This is a genomic window from Pseudomonas sp. H1_F01 (assembly GCF_054681425.1).
This window is the reverse complement of record NZ_CP162823.1, coordinates 66,066-80,258: the sequence shown is the minus strand read 5'-3', so window position 1 is coordinate 80,258 and position 14,193 is coordinate 66,066. Positions and strand designations below refer to the sequence as shown.

The window sequence follows — 14,193 nt, the reverse complement described above, 5'->3', positions numbered from 1 at the left end:
CTTTGCTCCCACAGGGGATCGGGCTGTTGCAGAGGCTGTGTTCGGCCACCACCCGGTGTGGGAGCGGGCTTGCTCGCGAAGAGGGTGGCACATTCAATATTGATGCGAGCTGACCCGCCGCTTTCGCGAGTTCAAGCCTGCTCCCACAGTGGGTGGCGTTGTGCTGGATATTCGGCTCGACACTAACCCCTGTGGCGAGGGAGCTTGCTCCCGCTGGTCTGAGTAGCAGGCCCCTGCATGTTTCCAGGCAAGCTGCATTGTCCGGTTTTGCGGCTGCTGCGCAGCCGAGCGGGAGCAAGCTCCCTCGCCACGGGGTTGTCTGGGCGGGTGTCATCGCGAGCAGGCTCGCTCCCACAGGGGATTGGGGGGGTTGTAGATATTGTGTTCACCACCGTCCGGGGTGGGAGGGGGCTTGCTCGCGATAGCTATCTAGAGCGGAAATGACGGTGTTCCTGAAAAAACTGGATTGGTAGGAGTTGGTAGGGGCTGGTAGGAGCTGTCGAGTGAAACGAGGCTGCGATCTTGCCCCAGACAATTGAGTCATGAGTGAAAGATCAAAATCAAAAGATCGCAGCCTCGTTTCACTCGACAGCTCCTACACAGCTCCTACAGGTGGGGCGAGTCCCCGCGCTATAAAGGTTGCGCCGTTATTTACGCTTGAGCATCTCCGGCAGCTGCGCCACCAGCTTTTGATTATTCAACGGCGCACGAATAAACCCACGCTGGGTACCGTCCGGGCCAATCACGGCGAGGTTGCCGCTGTGATCGACCGTGTAGTTGGGCTTGCTAGTGTCCGCCGGGATGAACGGAATGCTCACCGCATTGGCGAGTTTCTGCAGGTCTTCCACTGAGGCGGCGGTCAGCCCTATGAACTGCGGATCGAAGTAGCCCAGGTACTGCTTGAGTTGCTTGGGCGTGTCGCGGTTCGGGTCGACGCTGACCAGCACGATTTGCAACTTGGCCACAGCCTCGGGCGGCAGTTCGCTTTTGATCTGGCGCAGCTGGGCGAGGGTGGTCGGGCAGATGTCCGGGCAGAAGGTGTAGCCGAAGAACAGCAGGCTCCATTTGTCTTTCAACCCGTCCATCGCCACGGGCTGGCCGTCCTGGTCGGTCATTTTCACGTCCGGCAGGTTGCGGCTCTGGGGCAGCAGGATGATGCCGGCATCGATCAGCGCCGTCGGGTCGCCCTGGCCTTTGCCGGACAGCACCTTGTTGATGGTCAGGCCGAGGATCAGCGCGATCACGGCCACGAGAATGAAGACGGTTTTCTGGGTTCGAGTCATAGGCTCAACAGTAAGTAATGATCTACAAGCAGCGCGATAAACAGCAGGAACAAGTACCAGATAGAGTACTTGAAGGTGTTGATCGCCGCGTGCGGCCGACTGCCACGGTACAACACCACGGCCCATTGCAGAAACCTGGCACCCAGCACCAGCGCACAAACCAGATAGAGCATCCCGCTCATGTGGATCACGAACGGCATCAGGCTCACCGCCAGCAGCACCAGGGTGTACAGCAGGATATGGATCTTGGTGTAGTGCTCGCCGTGGGTCACCGGCAGCATCGGGATGTCAGCCTTGGCGTATTCCTCCTTGCGGTGAATCGCCAGGGCCCAGAAATGCGGCGGGGTCCAGGCGAAGATGATCAGCACCAGCAGCAGCGGTTCGGCGCTGACATGACCGGTGGCCGCGACCCAGCCCAGCAGCGGTGGTGCCGCGCCAGCCAGGCCGCCGATGACGATGTTCTGCGGCGTCGCCCGTTTCAGGAAACCGGTATAGACCACCGCATAACCGAGCAACGAGGCCAGAGTCAGCCAGGCTGTCAGCGGGTTGGTGAAGGCCAGCAGCAAGGCCTGGCCGATCACGGCCAGTGCCAGGGCAAAGGTCAGGGCGGCGGCCGGTGAGACCCGGCCTTCGGCCAATGGCCGTTTGTGGGTGCGGGCCATCACCGCGTCGATGCGCCGGTCCACCACATGGTTGACCGCCGCCGCGCCGCCGGCACACAGGGCGATGCCCAGGTTGCCGAACACCAGGACTGTCCACGGTACGCCGGCGCGGGTGGCGAGGAACATGCCGACCAGCGAGGTTATCAGCATCAGCACCACCACTTTGGGCTTGGTCAGCTCCAGGTAATCGCGCCAGATCGCTTGGCTGTGGCGTTCACCGGTCAAGGTTGCCATGGCATCTCTCCTTTTATTGTTATGGGGCTGGCGCCGTGTTTAGGCGGGTTGAACCGCCAGCGCAGCGGGACTTGATGCTTGACCCGGACCAGGCTGGTACGGGCGTGATAGTTGACCAGCACCAGGGTCAGCAGCAGTGCGGCGCCCCCGGCGTTGTGGGCGACGGCCACCGGCAACGGCAGATGGAACAGCACGTTGCTGATGCCCAGGGTGATCTGCGCCGCCAGTGCGGCCAGCACCAGCCCGGCCAGCCGGGTCATGCCGACAGTCTTCAATTGCCAGGCCAGGCCCAGTAACACCACCGTCACCAGCAGCGCACCAATGCGGTGGGTCAGGTGGATGGCCGTGCGGGCGTCGCTGTCCAGTTGCCCGCCCAGGTAGTTCGGGCCGATGTGCTGGGTCAGGTGAAAGCCGTTGGCAAAATCGGCCGGTGGCAGCCATTGGCCGTGGCAGGTGGGGAAATCGATGCAGGCCACGGCGGCGTAATTGGAGCTGACCCAACCGCCGAGGGCGATCTGGCCGATCACCAGCAGCAGCCCGGCCGTGGCCCAATGTTGCAGGCGCTTGGGCACAGTCAGCGCCGGCAATACGCCGGACAAGCGCAAGGTGAGCAGGAACAGCAGGCTCAACGTCGCGAAGCCGCCGAGCAAATGCCCGGTCACCACCTGCGGCCACAGCTTCAGGGTCACGGTCCACATGCCGAACGCCGCCTGGGCGAACACCACGGCCAGCAGGAACAGCGGCAGTTTCAACGGCAGGCCCGGGTGACGACGGTTCATCCAGGCCCGGGCGGCCAGCACGGTAATCAACAGCCCCAGGGTCCCGGCAAAGTAGCGATGGACCATCTCGTTCCAGCCTTTATGGGCCTCCACCGGGGTGTCGGGGAAATGCAGCTCGGCATGGGCCAGTTGGGCTTCGCTCTTGGGCACGCTGATGAAACCGTAGCAACCGGGCCAGTCCGGGCAGCCGAGACCGGCGTGGGTGAGCCGGGTGTAGGCGCCCAGCAGGACGACGATCAGTGCCAGCAGCGTGGCAAACAGCGCGAGGCGAAATCCAGGTTTGGCCATGTCGATGCCCTCATCCGATGTTCGACAGTTTCAGCAGGTGGCGCAGGTCGTTGAGCAGGTCCTTGCCCTTGACCCGGGCGTCGTAGCGCAGCACCAGGTTGCTGTGGGGATCGATGATCCACAGTTGCGCGCCGCCGGAGCCCTGGGCGCCTTTCTGATAGGCCGGCAGGTCCAGTGGATAGCGTTGCAATTGCGGGTATTCACGCTGCAATTGCCCGTCATATTCAGCGTCCAGCGGTTGCGCGATGGCCAAGGCGTGGCTGGCGCGGGACGCGTCGCGGCCAAGGCCGATCTGCACCTGGCGGGCGAGGTACACCAGTTGCCGGCAATCCACCGAGCATTCCTGCGGTGCCGTAACCAGGATCTGCCAGCGCTGTTCATCGGCTTGTACGCCAATCTCGGCGCGGGTCTGGCCGTTGCCGATCAGTTCGCCGTGGTAGCTGCGGCTGTCGGGCACCCAGAACTGGAACTTGTACATGCCGGTGGCCAGGATCATCGGGCCGACCACCCCGAGCACGATCAGCAGCAGTTGCAGGCGTCCCTTGCGACGGTTGGGCGCTACGGGCGCCTCAGACGTGTTGGTTGGATTCATGGTGTTTCCCATGGTGTCTCCCTGCGTTGTGCCATCCGAGATAAAGGAACAGGCCGAACAGTGCCGTCGCCATGGCGAACCACTGCACGGCATAGCCGAGGTGTTTTTCCGGGCCCATGGCGACCACCGGCCAATCGGTCCGGTAGGCGCCGGGGCCGCTTTGTTGGCGTAATTCATAGGTGAAGCCGCTGCGACCCAGTTCGGCCCAGAGCTTGTCCGGTTCGATGGTGGTGACCAGTCGCGGCCACGGGGCGCCCGCTGGGTCGGCGTGAAGCTGGAAGGTCGCGCCCGGTGCCACGTAGACCCAGGCCTGGAGGCTCACCGGTTGTTCCGGCGTGTTGAAGACCGGCGGGGTGCGTCGGTCGGGCCAGGGCAACCAGCCGCGATTGACCAGCAGCCACAGCCCGGTGCGGTGGTCGAGGAACGGTTGCAGCAACTCGATGCCGACCTTGCCGTCGTGCTGGCGGTTATCCAGCAGGATGCTGTGCTCGGTGTCGAACTGGCCCTGCAGAGTTACGAGTCGAAAGGCCGGATCGCTGGTGTGCGCAAGCTCGGTGCTGTCCATCGGCGGCGCCACGCGGCGCTCGGCGTAATTTTCCATGAGCACACGCTTCTGTTCGCCGCGGCTCAATTGCCAGAACCCCAGGCACACCATCACCGGCACCAGCACGGCCACCACCAGCGACGGCACGATACCCGGCCGGAAGTGTTTCATGGCGCCGTCCGAAAGCCGTCGAACGAGATAGCTATACTCACGTGCATCGCGTCCCCCCGGAGTGTCCCTAATGCTAAAAGCAGCCATCGTCCTGATGCTGATTGCCACGGTTGTCAGCCTGTTCAGCGGCCTGTTTTTTCTGGTCAAGGACGACAGCAACTCCAATCGCCTGGTCATCGCCCTGGCGATTCGGGTCAGTCTGGCCGCCGTCACCGTCGGCTTGATCGCCTGGGGTTTTTTCAGCGGCCAGTTGGTATCCCACGCGCCCTGGTAGTCGTGCCTCAGAGCACGTAGACGAAGACGAACAAACCGATCCACACCACATCGACGAAGTGCCAGTACCAGCTCGCCGCCTCGAAGCCGAACTGGTGCTCGTTATCGAAGTGCCCGCGCATGATGCGCATCAGCATGACGAACAGGATGATCGTGCCGATGGTGACGTGGGCGCCGTGGAAACCGGTGAGCATGAAGAACGTCGCACCGTAGACGCCGGAGCCCAGGGTCAGGCCCAGTTCCTTGTAGGCGTGCATGTATTCTTCGGCCTGGAAGCCCAGGAAGGCGCAACCCAGCAGCACGGTGATCGCCAGCCAGATTTTCAGCGCACCGCGATGGCCTTTTTTCAAGGCGTGGTGGGCAATGGTGACGGTGACGCTGGAGCTGACCAGCAGGACGGTATTGAGCAGCGGCAAGCCCCAGGGGCTGATGACTTCCTTGGGCGCCGGAAAGAGTTTCGGGTCGGGGTTGTTCAGCAACGGCCAGGCGAACTCGAAGCTCGGCCAGAGCATGTGTGACAGCCCCTTGGTGCCCTCACCCGCCAGGCCTGGCGCCGAGATGTTGCGCACATAGAACAGCGCACCGAAGAACGCGATGAAGAACATCACTTCGGAAAAGATGAACCAGCTCATGCCCCAGCGGAACGAGCGATCGAGTTGTGCGCTGTACAGCCCGGCGCGGCTTTCCTTGACCACCGCGCCGAACCAGCCGAACAGCATGTAGGCCACCAGCAGGCCGCCAATGAAAAAGATCAGCGGGCCATGGGATTCCGGCCGCGCCGCCTTCAGGTCGTTGAACCAGGTCGCCAGGCCATACACCGTGACGAACATCCCGACCGTGGCGATGATCGGCCATTTGCTCTGGGCCGGAACGTAATAGTGTTCGTGAGTTGCCATTTATTGTTCTCCTTATCGGGCACGCTATCGGTCAGTGTTTAGAGCCACCGGTGGATGACGAGCGGTGATATCGAACAGCGTGTAGGACAGCGTCAGGTGCTTCACTTCCTTGGGCATGTCCCGGTCGACGATGAAGCGCATGGGCATTTCGATGCGTTCGCCGGGTTGCAGCACTTGCTGGGTAAAACAAAAACATTCGGTCTTGTGGAAATACGCCGCCGCAGTGCTGGGCGAGATACTCGGAACCGCCTGGGCGCTCATCGGCCGGTTGGTGGGGTTGTGGGCGACGAACACCATCTCGTTCACCGCCCCCGGCTTGACCACCAGTTGGTCGCCCTTGGGGTAGAAATCCCAGACCATGTCCACCGCGTTGGTCGACAGGAACTGCACCCGCACCTGCCGCGATTCATCGACGGTCTGCTCGCCTTCGTACTGCCCGCCGGTCTTGCCGTTGATGCCGAACGCCTTGCACATCACGTCGTAGATCGGCACCAGGGCAAACCCGAAGATGAACATGGCCACCACCACCAGCAGCAGGCGGGTGACCAGTTTCTTCATCGAAATCGAATCAGCCATGGTTTCCAGTCCTCACCGGGAACCCTGTGGGAGCGAGCTTGCTCGCGATAGCGACGACTCGGTGTGTCAGATACACCGCTATCGCGAGCAAGCTCGCTCCCACACAGGTCCCATGTGTCATCTATTTCACTTCCGGCGGCGTAGTGAAGGTGTGATACGGCGCCGGCGACGGCACGCTCCACTCCAACCCTTCGGCACCATCCCAAGGCTTGGCCGGTGCGGGCGGGCCGCCTCGGATGGTCTTGATCACGATGAACAGGAAGAAGATCTGCGTGGTGCCGAACATGAACGCGCCGATGGACGAGACCATGTTGAAGTCGGCGAACTGCAGGTTGTAGTCGGGAATCCGCCGGGGCATGCCCGCCAGGCCGACGAAGTGCATCGGGAAGAACGCCATGTTCATCCCGACGAACGACAGCCAGAAGTGCAGCTTGCCGAGGGTTTCGTCGTACATGTGGCCGGTCCATTTCGGCAGCCAGTAGTAGGCCGAGGCGAAGATCCCGAAGATCGCGCCGGGCACCAGCACATAGTGGAAGTGCGCGACCACGAAGTAGGTGTCCTGGTACTGGAAGTCCGCCGGGGCGATGGCCAGCATCAGCCCGGAGAAACCACCGATGGAAAACAGGATCACGAACGCCACGGCAAACAGCATCGGCGTTTCGAAGGTCAGCGAGCCTTGCCACATGGTGCTGGCCCAGTTGAACACCTTCACCCCGGTGGGCACGGCGATCAGCAGGGTGGCGTACATGAAGAACAGCTCGCCCACCAGCGGAATGCCGACCACGAACATGTGGTGCGCCCAGACGATGAACGACAGGAACGCAATGGCGGCCGTGGCATAGACCATCGAGGTGTAGCCGAACAACGGCTTGCGCGAGAAGGCCGGGATGATCGAGCTGACGGCACCGAAGGCCGGCAGGATCATGATGTACACCTCGGGGTGGCCGAAGAACCAGAACACGTGCTGGAACAGCACCGGGTCACCGCCACCGGCGGCACTGAAGAAGCTGGTGCCGAAGTGGATGTCCATCAGCATCATCGTCACGCAGCCGGCCAGCACTGGCATCACTGCGATCAGCAGGAACGCGGTGATCAGCCAGGTCCAGACGAACAGCGGCATCTTCATCAGGGTCATGCCAGGGGCGCGCAGGTTGAGGATGGTGGCGATCACGTTGATCGCACCCATGATCGAGCTGATGCCCATCAGGTGGATGGCGAAGATGAAGAACGTCACGCTTTCCGGCGCATAAGTGGTGGACAGCGGCGCGTAGAAGGTCCAACCGAAGTTAGGCCCGCCACCGGCTGTGAACAACGTCGACACCAGCAGCAGGAACGCGGCCGGCAACAGCCAGAAGCTGAAGTTGTTCATGCGCGGCAGGGCCATGTCCGGCGCGCCGATCATCAGCGGGATCATCCAGTTGGCCAGGCCGACGAAGGCCGGCATCACCGCGCCGAAGACCATCACCAGGCCATGCATGGTGGTCATCTGGTTGAAGAACGCCGGCTCCACGATCTGCAGGCCGGGCTGGAACAGCTCGGCGCGGATCACCATGGCGAACGAGCCGCCCAACAGGAACATGGAGAACGCGAACCACAGGTACAGCGTGCCGATATCCTTGTGGTTGGTGGTCAGTACCCAGCGCATCAGGCCCTTGGCGGGGCCATGGGCGTGGTCGGCGCCGGCATGACCGTGGTCATCGATCACAGCACTCATGTCCTGTCTCCTTCGAACGAGTGGGCTGGGCGGCCCGGGGCGGTGAGCCCCGACCGGTTGCGGGAACGAACGTCAGGCCGGCTCATTTGCTTTCCGCCTGTTTGAGTTCCAGCACTTCTTTAGGCGTAACCATGTCGCCCTTGTTGTTGCCCCAGGCGTTGCGTTCATAGGTCACGACTGCTGCGATATCGACTTCCGACAACTGTTTGCCGAACGCGGCCATGGCTGTGCCGGGCTTGCCGTGGTAGACAATGCTCAGGTGATCAGCCTTGGGTCCGGTGGCGATTTTCGAGCCCTTGAGGGCCGGGAACATCGGCGGCAAGCCCTGGCCTTCGGCCTGGTGACAGGCCACGCAGGTGGTGTGGTAGATCTTGTCGCCACGTTCCTTGAGCTCGTCCAGGGTCCATTCCTTGCTGGTCAGCTCTTTAAGCTGCGCGGCTTCGGCCTTGCGTTCGCCCAGCCATTTCTCATAGTCGGGCTTGCTCTTGACCTCCACCACGATCGGCATGAAACCGTGGTCCTTGCCGCACAGCTCGGCGCACTGGCCACGGTACAGGCCGGGCTTGTCGACACGGGTCCACGCTTCGTTGACGAACCCTGGGATCGCATCGCGCTTGACCGCGAAGGCCGGCACCCACCAGGAGTGGATCACGTCGGCGGAGGTCACCAGAAAGCGCACCTTGGCATCGACCGGCAGCACCAGCGGCTTGTCGACCTCCAGCAGGTAGTGCTCGCCCTTGGCGCTCTGGTTATGGATCTGTTCGGCGGGGGTCGCCAGGTTGCTGAAGAACTCGACGTCCTGGCCCAGGTACTTGTAGTGCCACTTCCATTGATAGCCAGTGACCTGGATATCAATGTCCGACTCGCTGGAGTCGTACATCTTGATCAGGGTGGCGGTGGCGGGAATCGCCATCAGCACCAGGATCACGAAGGGCACGATGGTCCAGAGGATTTCGACGCGGGTGTTTTCGTGGAAATGCGCGGCATTCTGGCCGGTTGAACGGCGGTGCATGATCATCGACCAGAACATGGCGCCGAAGACGATGATGCCGATGACCACACAGATCCAGAAAATGGTCATGTGCAGGTCGAACACTGCGTTGCTGATCTGTGTCGCTCCAGGCGCCATATTCACAGTCCAGGCCGCTTGTGCCTGGCTGAAAATCGACCACAACAGGAGGCCCATCCATACGTGTGGATGTCGCGTCATTGCGGGTTCCCCTTATCGTTCTTGTTATCCCGTAGGCGTAAAGCCTGCGGCAAGGGATCGGCTATTCAGACTGCTTAATTGACTCGCCGCGCCTTGCTGCACATGCAATCGGGTGTCATCAGCTAACTCCATTCCAACCCGAGTATAGACAGCACCTGCAACCTCGCAACGCGATGGCGTAAATCGTTTGAAACAGACAGGGCTTGCGCTAGAGCCCGCGAATGGAGAAGGATGCGAACCTGAGTGATGGCAAATCGATATAACTGCGACGTAGCAAGGAAGAGACGGTTATGAAAAATAGGTCTTAGGAGTGTTTTTGCGCCAGCTAAGTTATGTCTTCCCTATTTCATTGCCTTTGTTTCCTGGAGTTGTCATGAACACCGCCGCATTGCGCGAGCAGATCCAAAAAGCCCAACAACACGAGGCCGAGACCGGCCAGTTGACCCGTCAGCTGGAGGCTCAGCTACCGCACCTGCACGCCGCCATTCAACTGCCGGACATCGACGCGAAGGGCGTGATGACCCGTTTTGTCAGCGCTTATATCGAGCAAGTGCCGGACCTGCTGGACGCCGCCAACGAGGTGGCTCGCGAAGCCGGTATCGAATCGCAGATAAAGCCGGTGCTGACTATCGCCGAACAGTTTTTCCTCCAGCCACCGAAGGTGATGGAAGGCCACGTTGGCCTGGACAGTTTGCTGGACGAGGCCTATCTGGCCCACCGGCTGGTGGAGGAGGTCAACGACCTGTACATCAAGCATTTCAGCCAACCGCTGATCCCGCTGGACATGACGGTCGCCAACCTGATCGCTCACCATTTGATCGGCGAACCGTTCGCCAACCAGCTGGACGAAGCCGTGCATCACGCCGTTGACGAAATGCTCGACGAAGACAGCTTTGCGCTGGAGTCGGTGGAGTCTTACCGGGAGAAACTCGGCAGCCCGGACACGGGCGCTGCCTGGAAGCGCTGGCCGTGCCTGTCGCGCCAGCTGGGTGTTGGGCTGGAGCTGGATCAGCCGGCGGCTTGATCCAGCAGCAAAACATGAACCCCTTGTGGGAGCGGGCTTGCTCGCGAAGGCGCAGTGTCAGGCAGCATTTAGCTAACTGATCCACCGCTTTCGCGAGCAAGCCCGCTCCCACATTGGATCTGTGCCGCTCATGAATCGTGTGTCCTACACCCAACCCCCAACCCCTGTGGGAGCGAGCTTGCTCGCGATGACATTACATCAGCCACATCACAGTTGACTGATACTCCGCTATCGCGAGCAAGCTCGCTCCCACATTGGGTCTGTGGTGTTCATGAATCCTGTGCCTTACACCCAGCCCCTTTGGGAGCGAGGTGTCAGGCGGAGGCTGCGCCAACCCCTACGGTGGTACGCAACCGCCCTTCCAACCGGCGCTTGAGCCCGCGGGATTCGATCAGCAGCTTCGAACCCTTGCTGGCATTCGCCCGGCCCCATTCTTCCAGTAGCTCCAGGCACGAGTGATCGATGTAGCTCAGGTTATTGAGCGGCACATGCACGGTCGCGCCTGTCGGTATGCTACCCAGCACCTGGGTCAGCGCCGGGACCTTGAGGAAGGTGGCCGCCCCGACCAGTCGCAGTTCCATCTCGCCTTCCTGGGGCAGGTCGATCAGGCTGATTTTCAGTCGCGAGGCTTTCCAGGCCAGTTTCGCCAGGGTCAGGCCGAAGCCGATCAGTACACCGGTCAGCAGGTCGGTGAAGATGATCGCCAGCGCCGTTGCGGCGTAGGTGAACATCGGCATCCGGCCATAGCGGCCCAGGCTGCGAAACGCCTTGAGGTCCACCAGTTTGAAACCGGTGTACACCAACACCCCCGCCAGGCTCGCCACCGGAATGCTTTGCAGCACGCTGGACAGCAACAGCACGAAGAGCAACAACCACAGGCCGTGGAAAATCGTCGACATCCGCGTGGTGGCCCCGGCCTGGACGTTGGCCGAGCTGCGCACGATCACCCCAGTCATCGGCAGGGCGCCGAGCAGGCCGCAGAGCATGTTGCCGATACCTTGCGCCGACAGTTCGCGGTCGAAGTCCGCACGATCACCGCTGTGCATGCGGTCCACGGCGGCCGCCGACAGCAGGGTTTCGGCGCTGGCGATGAAGGCCACGGCGAAGGCGGCGATCAGCAGCGTCGGGTCGGCCAGGTTCAGCAGGTCCGCCGGGCGCAGCCAATCAATGGCTTCGGCGAGGTTCTCCGGGACTTCCACGCGTTTGACCTGCAAGGCCAGCATCAGGCTGGCGATGGTCGCCAGGCCGACACCGAGCAAGGCGCCGGGAATGAAGCGCAGGCTGTGGGGACGAAACTTCTCCCACAGCCACATCACCGCAATCGTCGACAAACCAAGCAGGCCGGCCTGCCAGCCGAAGGACGGCAAGGCCTGGGCCACCGCCGCCGGGAACGCCGCCAGGTTATCCAGCCCTGACGGCTTGGGCGCCGCGTCGAGCATCACATGGACCTGGGACAACACGATCAGCACGCCGATACCCGCGAGCATCCCGTACACCACCGCAGGTGCGGTGACCCGGAACCAGCAGCCGAGACGAAAGCGCCCGGCCAACAATTGCAGCAGACCGGCCAGCAGCAGGATCGGCCCGAGCATGGCGACGCCATGCTGGCGCACCAATTCGAAGACCAACACCGCCAACCCGGCGGCCGGGCCACTGACTTGCAGCTTGGAACCTGCCAGGAAACCCACTACCAGGCCACCGATGATGCCGGTGATCAGGCCTTTGGCCGGTGGCAGGCCGGAGGCGATGGCAATGCCCATGCACAAGGGCAGCGCCACCAGGAACACCACCACCGAAGCCAATAGCTCCCGTGGCAGAACAGCTTTTAATTGAGCACGCATGGCGACTCTCCCGAAGTTTTCTTCAGGCATGGCGAGGCCCTACCGCGCAAATAGCGGTAAGGCTGAACCACACAAGGATGTTTAGGAGTGGTTAGAAGCGCGCTTTGGGCGTCGCCACCGGTATCGGATGGCTGCCATCGAGCGGCAGGAAACGTCCCTGGTCCGCGTCATAGGCTTTGATCTCGCTGGTCTCGATGTTGTACACCCAGCCATGGATGAACAACTGACCATTGGCCATGCGCGATGCGACCGAGGGGTGCGTTCGCAAATGCTGCAGCTGCGCGATCACGTTCTCTTCGGTGAGGATCGACATGGTCTGTTTTTCGTCGCCGCACGGACAGTTGTCGTGGACCATGGTCTTGGCCACTTCGGCGTGGCGCAGCCAGGCCTTGACCGTGGGCATTTTTTCCAGGGTATCGGGGTTGAGCACCGCGCGCATGGCGCCACAATCGGAATGGCCGCAAACGATGATGTGCTGCACGCCGAGGGCCAGCACGGCGTATTCGATGGCGGTGGAGACGCCGCCGTTCATTTGCCCATAAGGTGGAACGACGTTGCCGACGTTACGGGTCACGAACAGGTCGCCGGGGGAGCTATGGGTGATCAACTCGGGCACGATGCGCGAATCGGCGCAGGTGATGAACATCGCCCGGGGTTTCTGGGCGGTGGCGAGTTTCTTGAAGAGCTCTTCCTGTTGCGGAAAGATCTCGTGATGGAAATGCAAAAAGCCGTCAACAATATGCTGCAGCGCTGCATCGGCGGTTTCCGCCTCGGGTTGGGCTGAAGCCGACGCAGCCAACGGCTGTTTATCCTTGTCACTCATGATTCATCCTCTTTGACGTTGACGCCAGTGGCTGGTTAAAAAACATCCAGGTCGAGGTGTTCGACCCGTCAGTCACTCGCTGAACAAGGTAGCGGCCGAAACTTAACTCAAACTGAAATCGAAGGCTCTAGGACAACGATTCCAGGGGTGGCAAAACACTGGCGCAGCTCATGTCCAGTAGCCGTTCCAAGGTCAACTTTAATCAAATCAAAGACATCTGTCGGCCCGGCGGACAGAAGGCATCGCAATCAAGATTGTATCCGTCGCGGCGCTCAAGCCCCAAGCGCTTGAGGGCCTTGGCGAAACGTTGGGCCAGCAGGTCGGCGAACGGGCCTTCTCCGCGCATCCGCGCACCGAAGCGGCTGTCATACAGTTCGCCGCCACGGCTCTGGCGGACCAGGCTCAGCACATGGGCGGCGCGTTGCGGGTAGTGCGCTTGCAACCACTCCTCGAACAGCGGCGCGACTTCCAGCGGCAGGCGCAGCATGACGTAGGCGGCATTCTGCGCGCCGGCGGCGTGGGCTTCGGTCAGCAGGCTCTCGATCTCGCTGTCGTTGATCATCGGGATCATCGGTGCACACAGCACTCCCACGGCAATGCCCGCCTCGCGCATGACCTTGATCGCCCGCAACCGCGCCTTGGGCGCCGCCGCGCGGGGTTCGAGAATACGCTTGAGCTCATCGTCCAGGGTGGTGAGGCTGATCATCACATGCACCAGGCGTTGTTGCGCCAGCTCGGTCAGCAGGTCCAGGTCGCGCAGGATCAGCGAACCCTTGGTGACGATGGTCACCGGATGCCGATAGCGCAGCAGCACCTCGAGAATCCGGCGGGTGATCCGTTGTTCACGCTCGATAGGCTGATAGGGATCGGTGTTGGACCCCAGCGCGATTGGCGCACATTGGTAGCCGCGCCGGGACAATTGCTCTTCCAGCACATCGGCGGCATTGGTCTTGGCGATCAGCTTCGTTTCGAAATCCAGCCCCGGCGACATGTCCCAATAGGCATGGCTGGGCCGCGCATAGCAGTAGATGCAGCCGTGTTCGCAGCCTCGGTACGGGTTGATCGAGCGGTCGAAGGGAATATCGGACGAGGTGTTGCGGGTAATGATGGTCTTGGCCATTTCGATGCGCACTTCAGTGCCCTGGGTCGGCGGGACTTCCTGATACCAGCCGTCATCTTCGGCCACCGAGCGACTCGGGGCGAAGCGGTTGTGCGGGTTGGTCGCGGTGCCGCGGCCGCGAGGCGGAAGTGAAGCTGACATGGGAGCACTCCGAAAGGCTGTA

At 61.8% G+C, this 14,193-nt stretch carries 14 protein-coding genes; 2 read left to right on the top strand and 12 right to left on the bottom strand.

Annotation, left to right across the window (positions count from 1 at the left end; translation table 11 throughout):
- Positions 1 to 647 precede the first annotated feature (647 nt).
- The 5 genes from AB4O09_RS00400 to AB4O09_RS00380 are packed head-to-tail and all read right to left on the bottom strand — an operon-like array spanning position 648 to position 4,553.
- Positions 648 to 1,283, bottom strand: coding sequence for an SCO family protein (locus AB4O09_RS00400; RefSeq protein ID WP_003196316.1), 636 nt, complete (start codon positions 1,281 to 1,283; stop codon positions 648 to 650).
- A complete protein-coding gene (gene cyoE / locus AB4O09_RS00395) occupies positions 1,280 to 2,179 on the bottom strand; it encodes a heme o synthase (RefSeq protein ID WP_027912895.1) in 900 nt (299 codons plus the stop codon). Before cyoE ends, AB4O09_RS00400 begins: the two co-directional genes overlap by 4 nt.
- Positions 2,167 to 3,246, bottom strand: coding sequence for a COX15/CtaA family protein (locus tag AB4O09_RS00390; protein ID WP_039013359.1), 1,080 nt, complete (start codon positions 3,244 to 3,246; stop codon positions 2,167 to 2,169). The genes cyoE and AB4O09_RS00390 overlap by 13 nt, the downstream gene beginning before the upstream one ends.
- A 10-nt stretch (positions 3,247 to 3,256) precedes the next feature.
- Positions 3,257 to 3,850, bottom strand: a complete 594-nt coding sequence (locus AB4O09_RS00385) for a hypothetical protein (RefSeq protein WP_028237726.1) — start codon at positions 3,848 to 3,850, stop codon at positions 3,257 to 3,259.
- Positions 3,816 to 4,553, bottom strand: coding sequence for an SURF1 family protein (locus AB4O09_RS00380; RefSeq protein ID WP_043043017.1), 738 nt, complete (start codon positions 4,551 to 4,553; stop codon positions 3,816 to 3,818). The genes AB4O09_RS00385 and AB4O09_RS00380 overlap by 35 nt, the downstream gene beginning before the upstream one ends.
- A 70-nt stretch (positions 4,554 to 4,623) precedes the next feature.
- Here AB4O09_RS00380 and AB4O09_RS00375 point away from each other — a divergent pair, with 70 nt between their 5' ends.
- Positions 4,624 to 4,827 carry a twin transmembrane helix small protein gene (locus tag AB4O09_RS00375; RefSeq protein WP_003196325.1) on the top strand — a complete coding sequence of 68 codons (204 nt, stop codon included), beginning with the start codon at positions 4,624 to 4,626 and terminating at the stop codon, positions 4,825 to 4,827.
- A 7-nt stretch (positions 4,828 to 4,834) separates the two neighbouring features.
- On the opposite strand, the gene AB4O09_RS00370 is transcribed toward AB4O09_RS00375, so the two are convergent.
- From AB4O09_RS00370 to coxB, 4 genes are all read right to left on the bottom strand, one after another.
- Positions 4,835 to 5,722, bottom strand: coding sequence for a cytochrome c oxidase subunit 3 (locus tag AB4O09_RS00370; RefSeq protein WP_039013363.1), 888 nt, complete (start codon positions 5,720 to 5,722; stop codon positions 4,835 to 4,837).
- Between the two features lie 24 nt (positions 5,723 to 5,746).
- Entirely contained in the window at positions 5,747 to 6,298 is a 552-nt protein-coding gene (locus AB4O09_RS00365) for a cytochrome c oxidase assembly protein (protein WP_013691983.1), read from the bottom strand.
- Positions 6,299 to 6,419: 121 nt separating this feature from the next.
- Positions 6,420 to 8,012, bottom strand: a complete 1,593-nt coding sequence (gene ctaD, locus AB4O09_RS00360) for a cytochrome c oxidase subunit I (protein WP_003196332.1) — start codon at positions 8,010 to 8,012, stop codon at positions 6,420 to 6,422.
- An 82-nt stretch (positions 8,013 to 8,094) separates the two neighbouring features.
- A complete protein-coding gene (gene coxB / locus AB4O09_RS00355; protein ID WP_003196334.1) occupies positions 8,095 to 9,222 on the bottom strand; it encodes a cytochrome c oxidase subunit II in 1,128 nt (375 codons plus the stop codon).
- 373 nt (positions 9,223 to 9,595) lie between these two features.
- On the opposite strand from coxB, the gene AB4O09_RS00350 reads away from it, so the two are divergent.
- Positions 9,596 to 10,246, top strand: a complete 651-nt coding sequence (locus tag AB4O09_RS00350; RefSeq protein WP_003196336.1) for a hypothetical protein — start codon at positions 9,596 to 9,598, stop codon at positions 10,244 to 10,246.
- Between the two features lie 314 nt (positions 10,247 to 10,560).
- On the opposite strand, the gene AB4O09_RS00345 is transcribed toward AB4O09_RS00350, so the two are convergent.
- From AB4O09_RS00345 to AB4O09_RS00335, 3 genes are all read right to left on the bottom strand, one after another.
- Positions 10,561 to 12,087, bottom strand: coding sequence for a SulP family inorganic anion transporter (locus AB4O09_RS00345; protein WP_003196339.1), 1,527 nt, complete (start codon positions 12,085 to 12,087; stop codon positions 10,561 to 10,563).
- A 91-nt stretch (positions 12,088 to 12,178) separates the two neighbouring features.
- Positions 12,179 to 12,910 (bottom strand): carbonic anhydrase, encoded by a 732-nt coding sequence (locus AB4O09_RS00340; RefSeq protein WP_003196341.1) that lies wholly within the window; start codon positions 12,908 to 12,910, stop codon positions 12,179 to 12,181.
- Between the two features lie 202 nt (positions 12,911 to 13,112).
- Positions 13,113 to 14,171 carry a PA0069 family radical SAM protein gene (locus AB4O09_RS00335; protein WP_003196342.1) on the bottom strand — a complete coding sequence of 353 codons (1,059 nt, stop codon included), beginning with the start codon at positions 14,169 to 14,171 and terminating at the stop codon, positions 13,113 to 13,115.
- Positions 14,172 to 14,193 lie beyond the last annotated feature (22 nt).

Coding starts and splice junctions, on each gene's coding strand:
- AB4O09_RS00400 (WP_003196316.1), bottom strand. CDS start 1,283: ATGACTCGAACCCAGAAAACCGTCTTCATTCTCGTGGCCGTGATCGCG.
- cyoE (WP_027912895.1), bottom strand. CDS start 2,179: ATGGCAACCTTGACCGGTGAACGCCACAGCCAAGCGATCTGGCGCGAT.
- AB4O09_RS00390 (WP_039013359.1), bottom strand. CDS start 3,246: ATGGCCAAACCTGGATTTCGCCTCGCGCTGTTTGCCACGCTGCTGGCA.
- AB4O09_RS00385 (WP_028237726.1), bottom strand. CDS start 3,850: ATGGGAAACACCATGAATCCAACCAACACGTCTGAGGCGCCCGTAGCG.
- AB4O09_RS00380 (WP_043043017.1), bottom strand. CDS start 4,553: ATGAAACACTTCCGGCCGGGTATCGTGCCGTCGCTGGTGGTGGCCGTG.
- AB4O09_RS00375 (WP_003196325.1), top strand. CDS start 4,624: ATGCTAAAAGCAGCCATCGTCCTGATGCTGATTGCCACGGTTGTCAGC.
- AB4O09_RS00370 (WP_039013363.1), bottom strand. CDS start 5,722: ATGGCAACTCACGAACACTATTACGTTCCGGCCCAGAGCAAATGGCCG.
- AB4O09_RS00365 (WP_013691983.1), bottom strand. CDS start 6,298: ATGGCTGATTCGATTTCGATGAAGAAACTGGTCACCCGCCTGCTGCTG.
- ctaD (WP_003196332.1), bottom strand. CDS start 8,012: ATGAGTGCTGTGATCGATGACCACGGTCATGCCGGCGCCGACCACGCC.
- coxB (WP_003196334.1), bottom strand. CDS start 9,222: ATGACGCGACATCCACACGTATGGATGGGCCTCCTGTTGTGGTCGATT.
- AB4O09_RS00350 (WP_003196336.1), top strand. CDS start 9,596: ATGAACACCGCCGCATTGCGCGAGCAGATCCAAAAAGCCCAACAACAC.
- AB4O09_RS00345 (WP_003196339.1), bottom strand. CDS start 12,087: ATGCGTGCTCAATTAAAAGCTGTTCTGCCACGGGAGCTATTGGCTTCG.
- AB4O09_RS00340 (WP_003196341.1), bottom strand. CDS start 12,910: ATGAGTGACAAGGATAAACAGCCGTTGGCTGCGTCGGCTTCAGCCCAA.
- AB4O09_RS00335 (WP_003196342.1), bottom strand. CDS start 14,171: ATGTCAGCTTCACTTCCGCCTCGCGGCCGCGGCACCGCGACCAACCCG.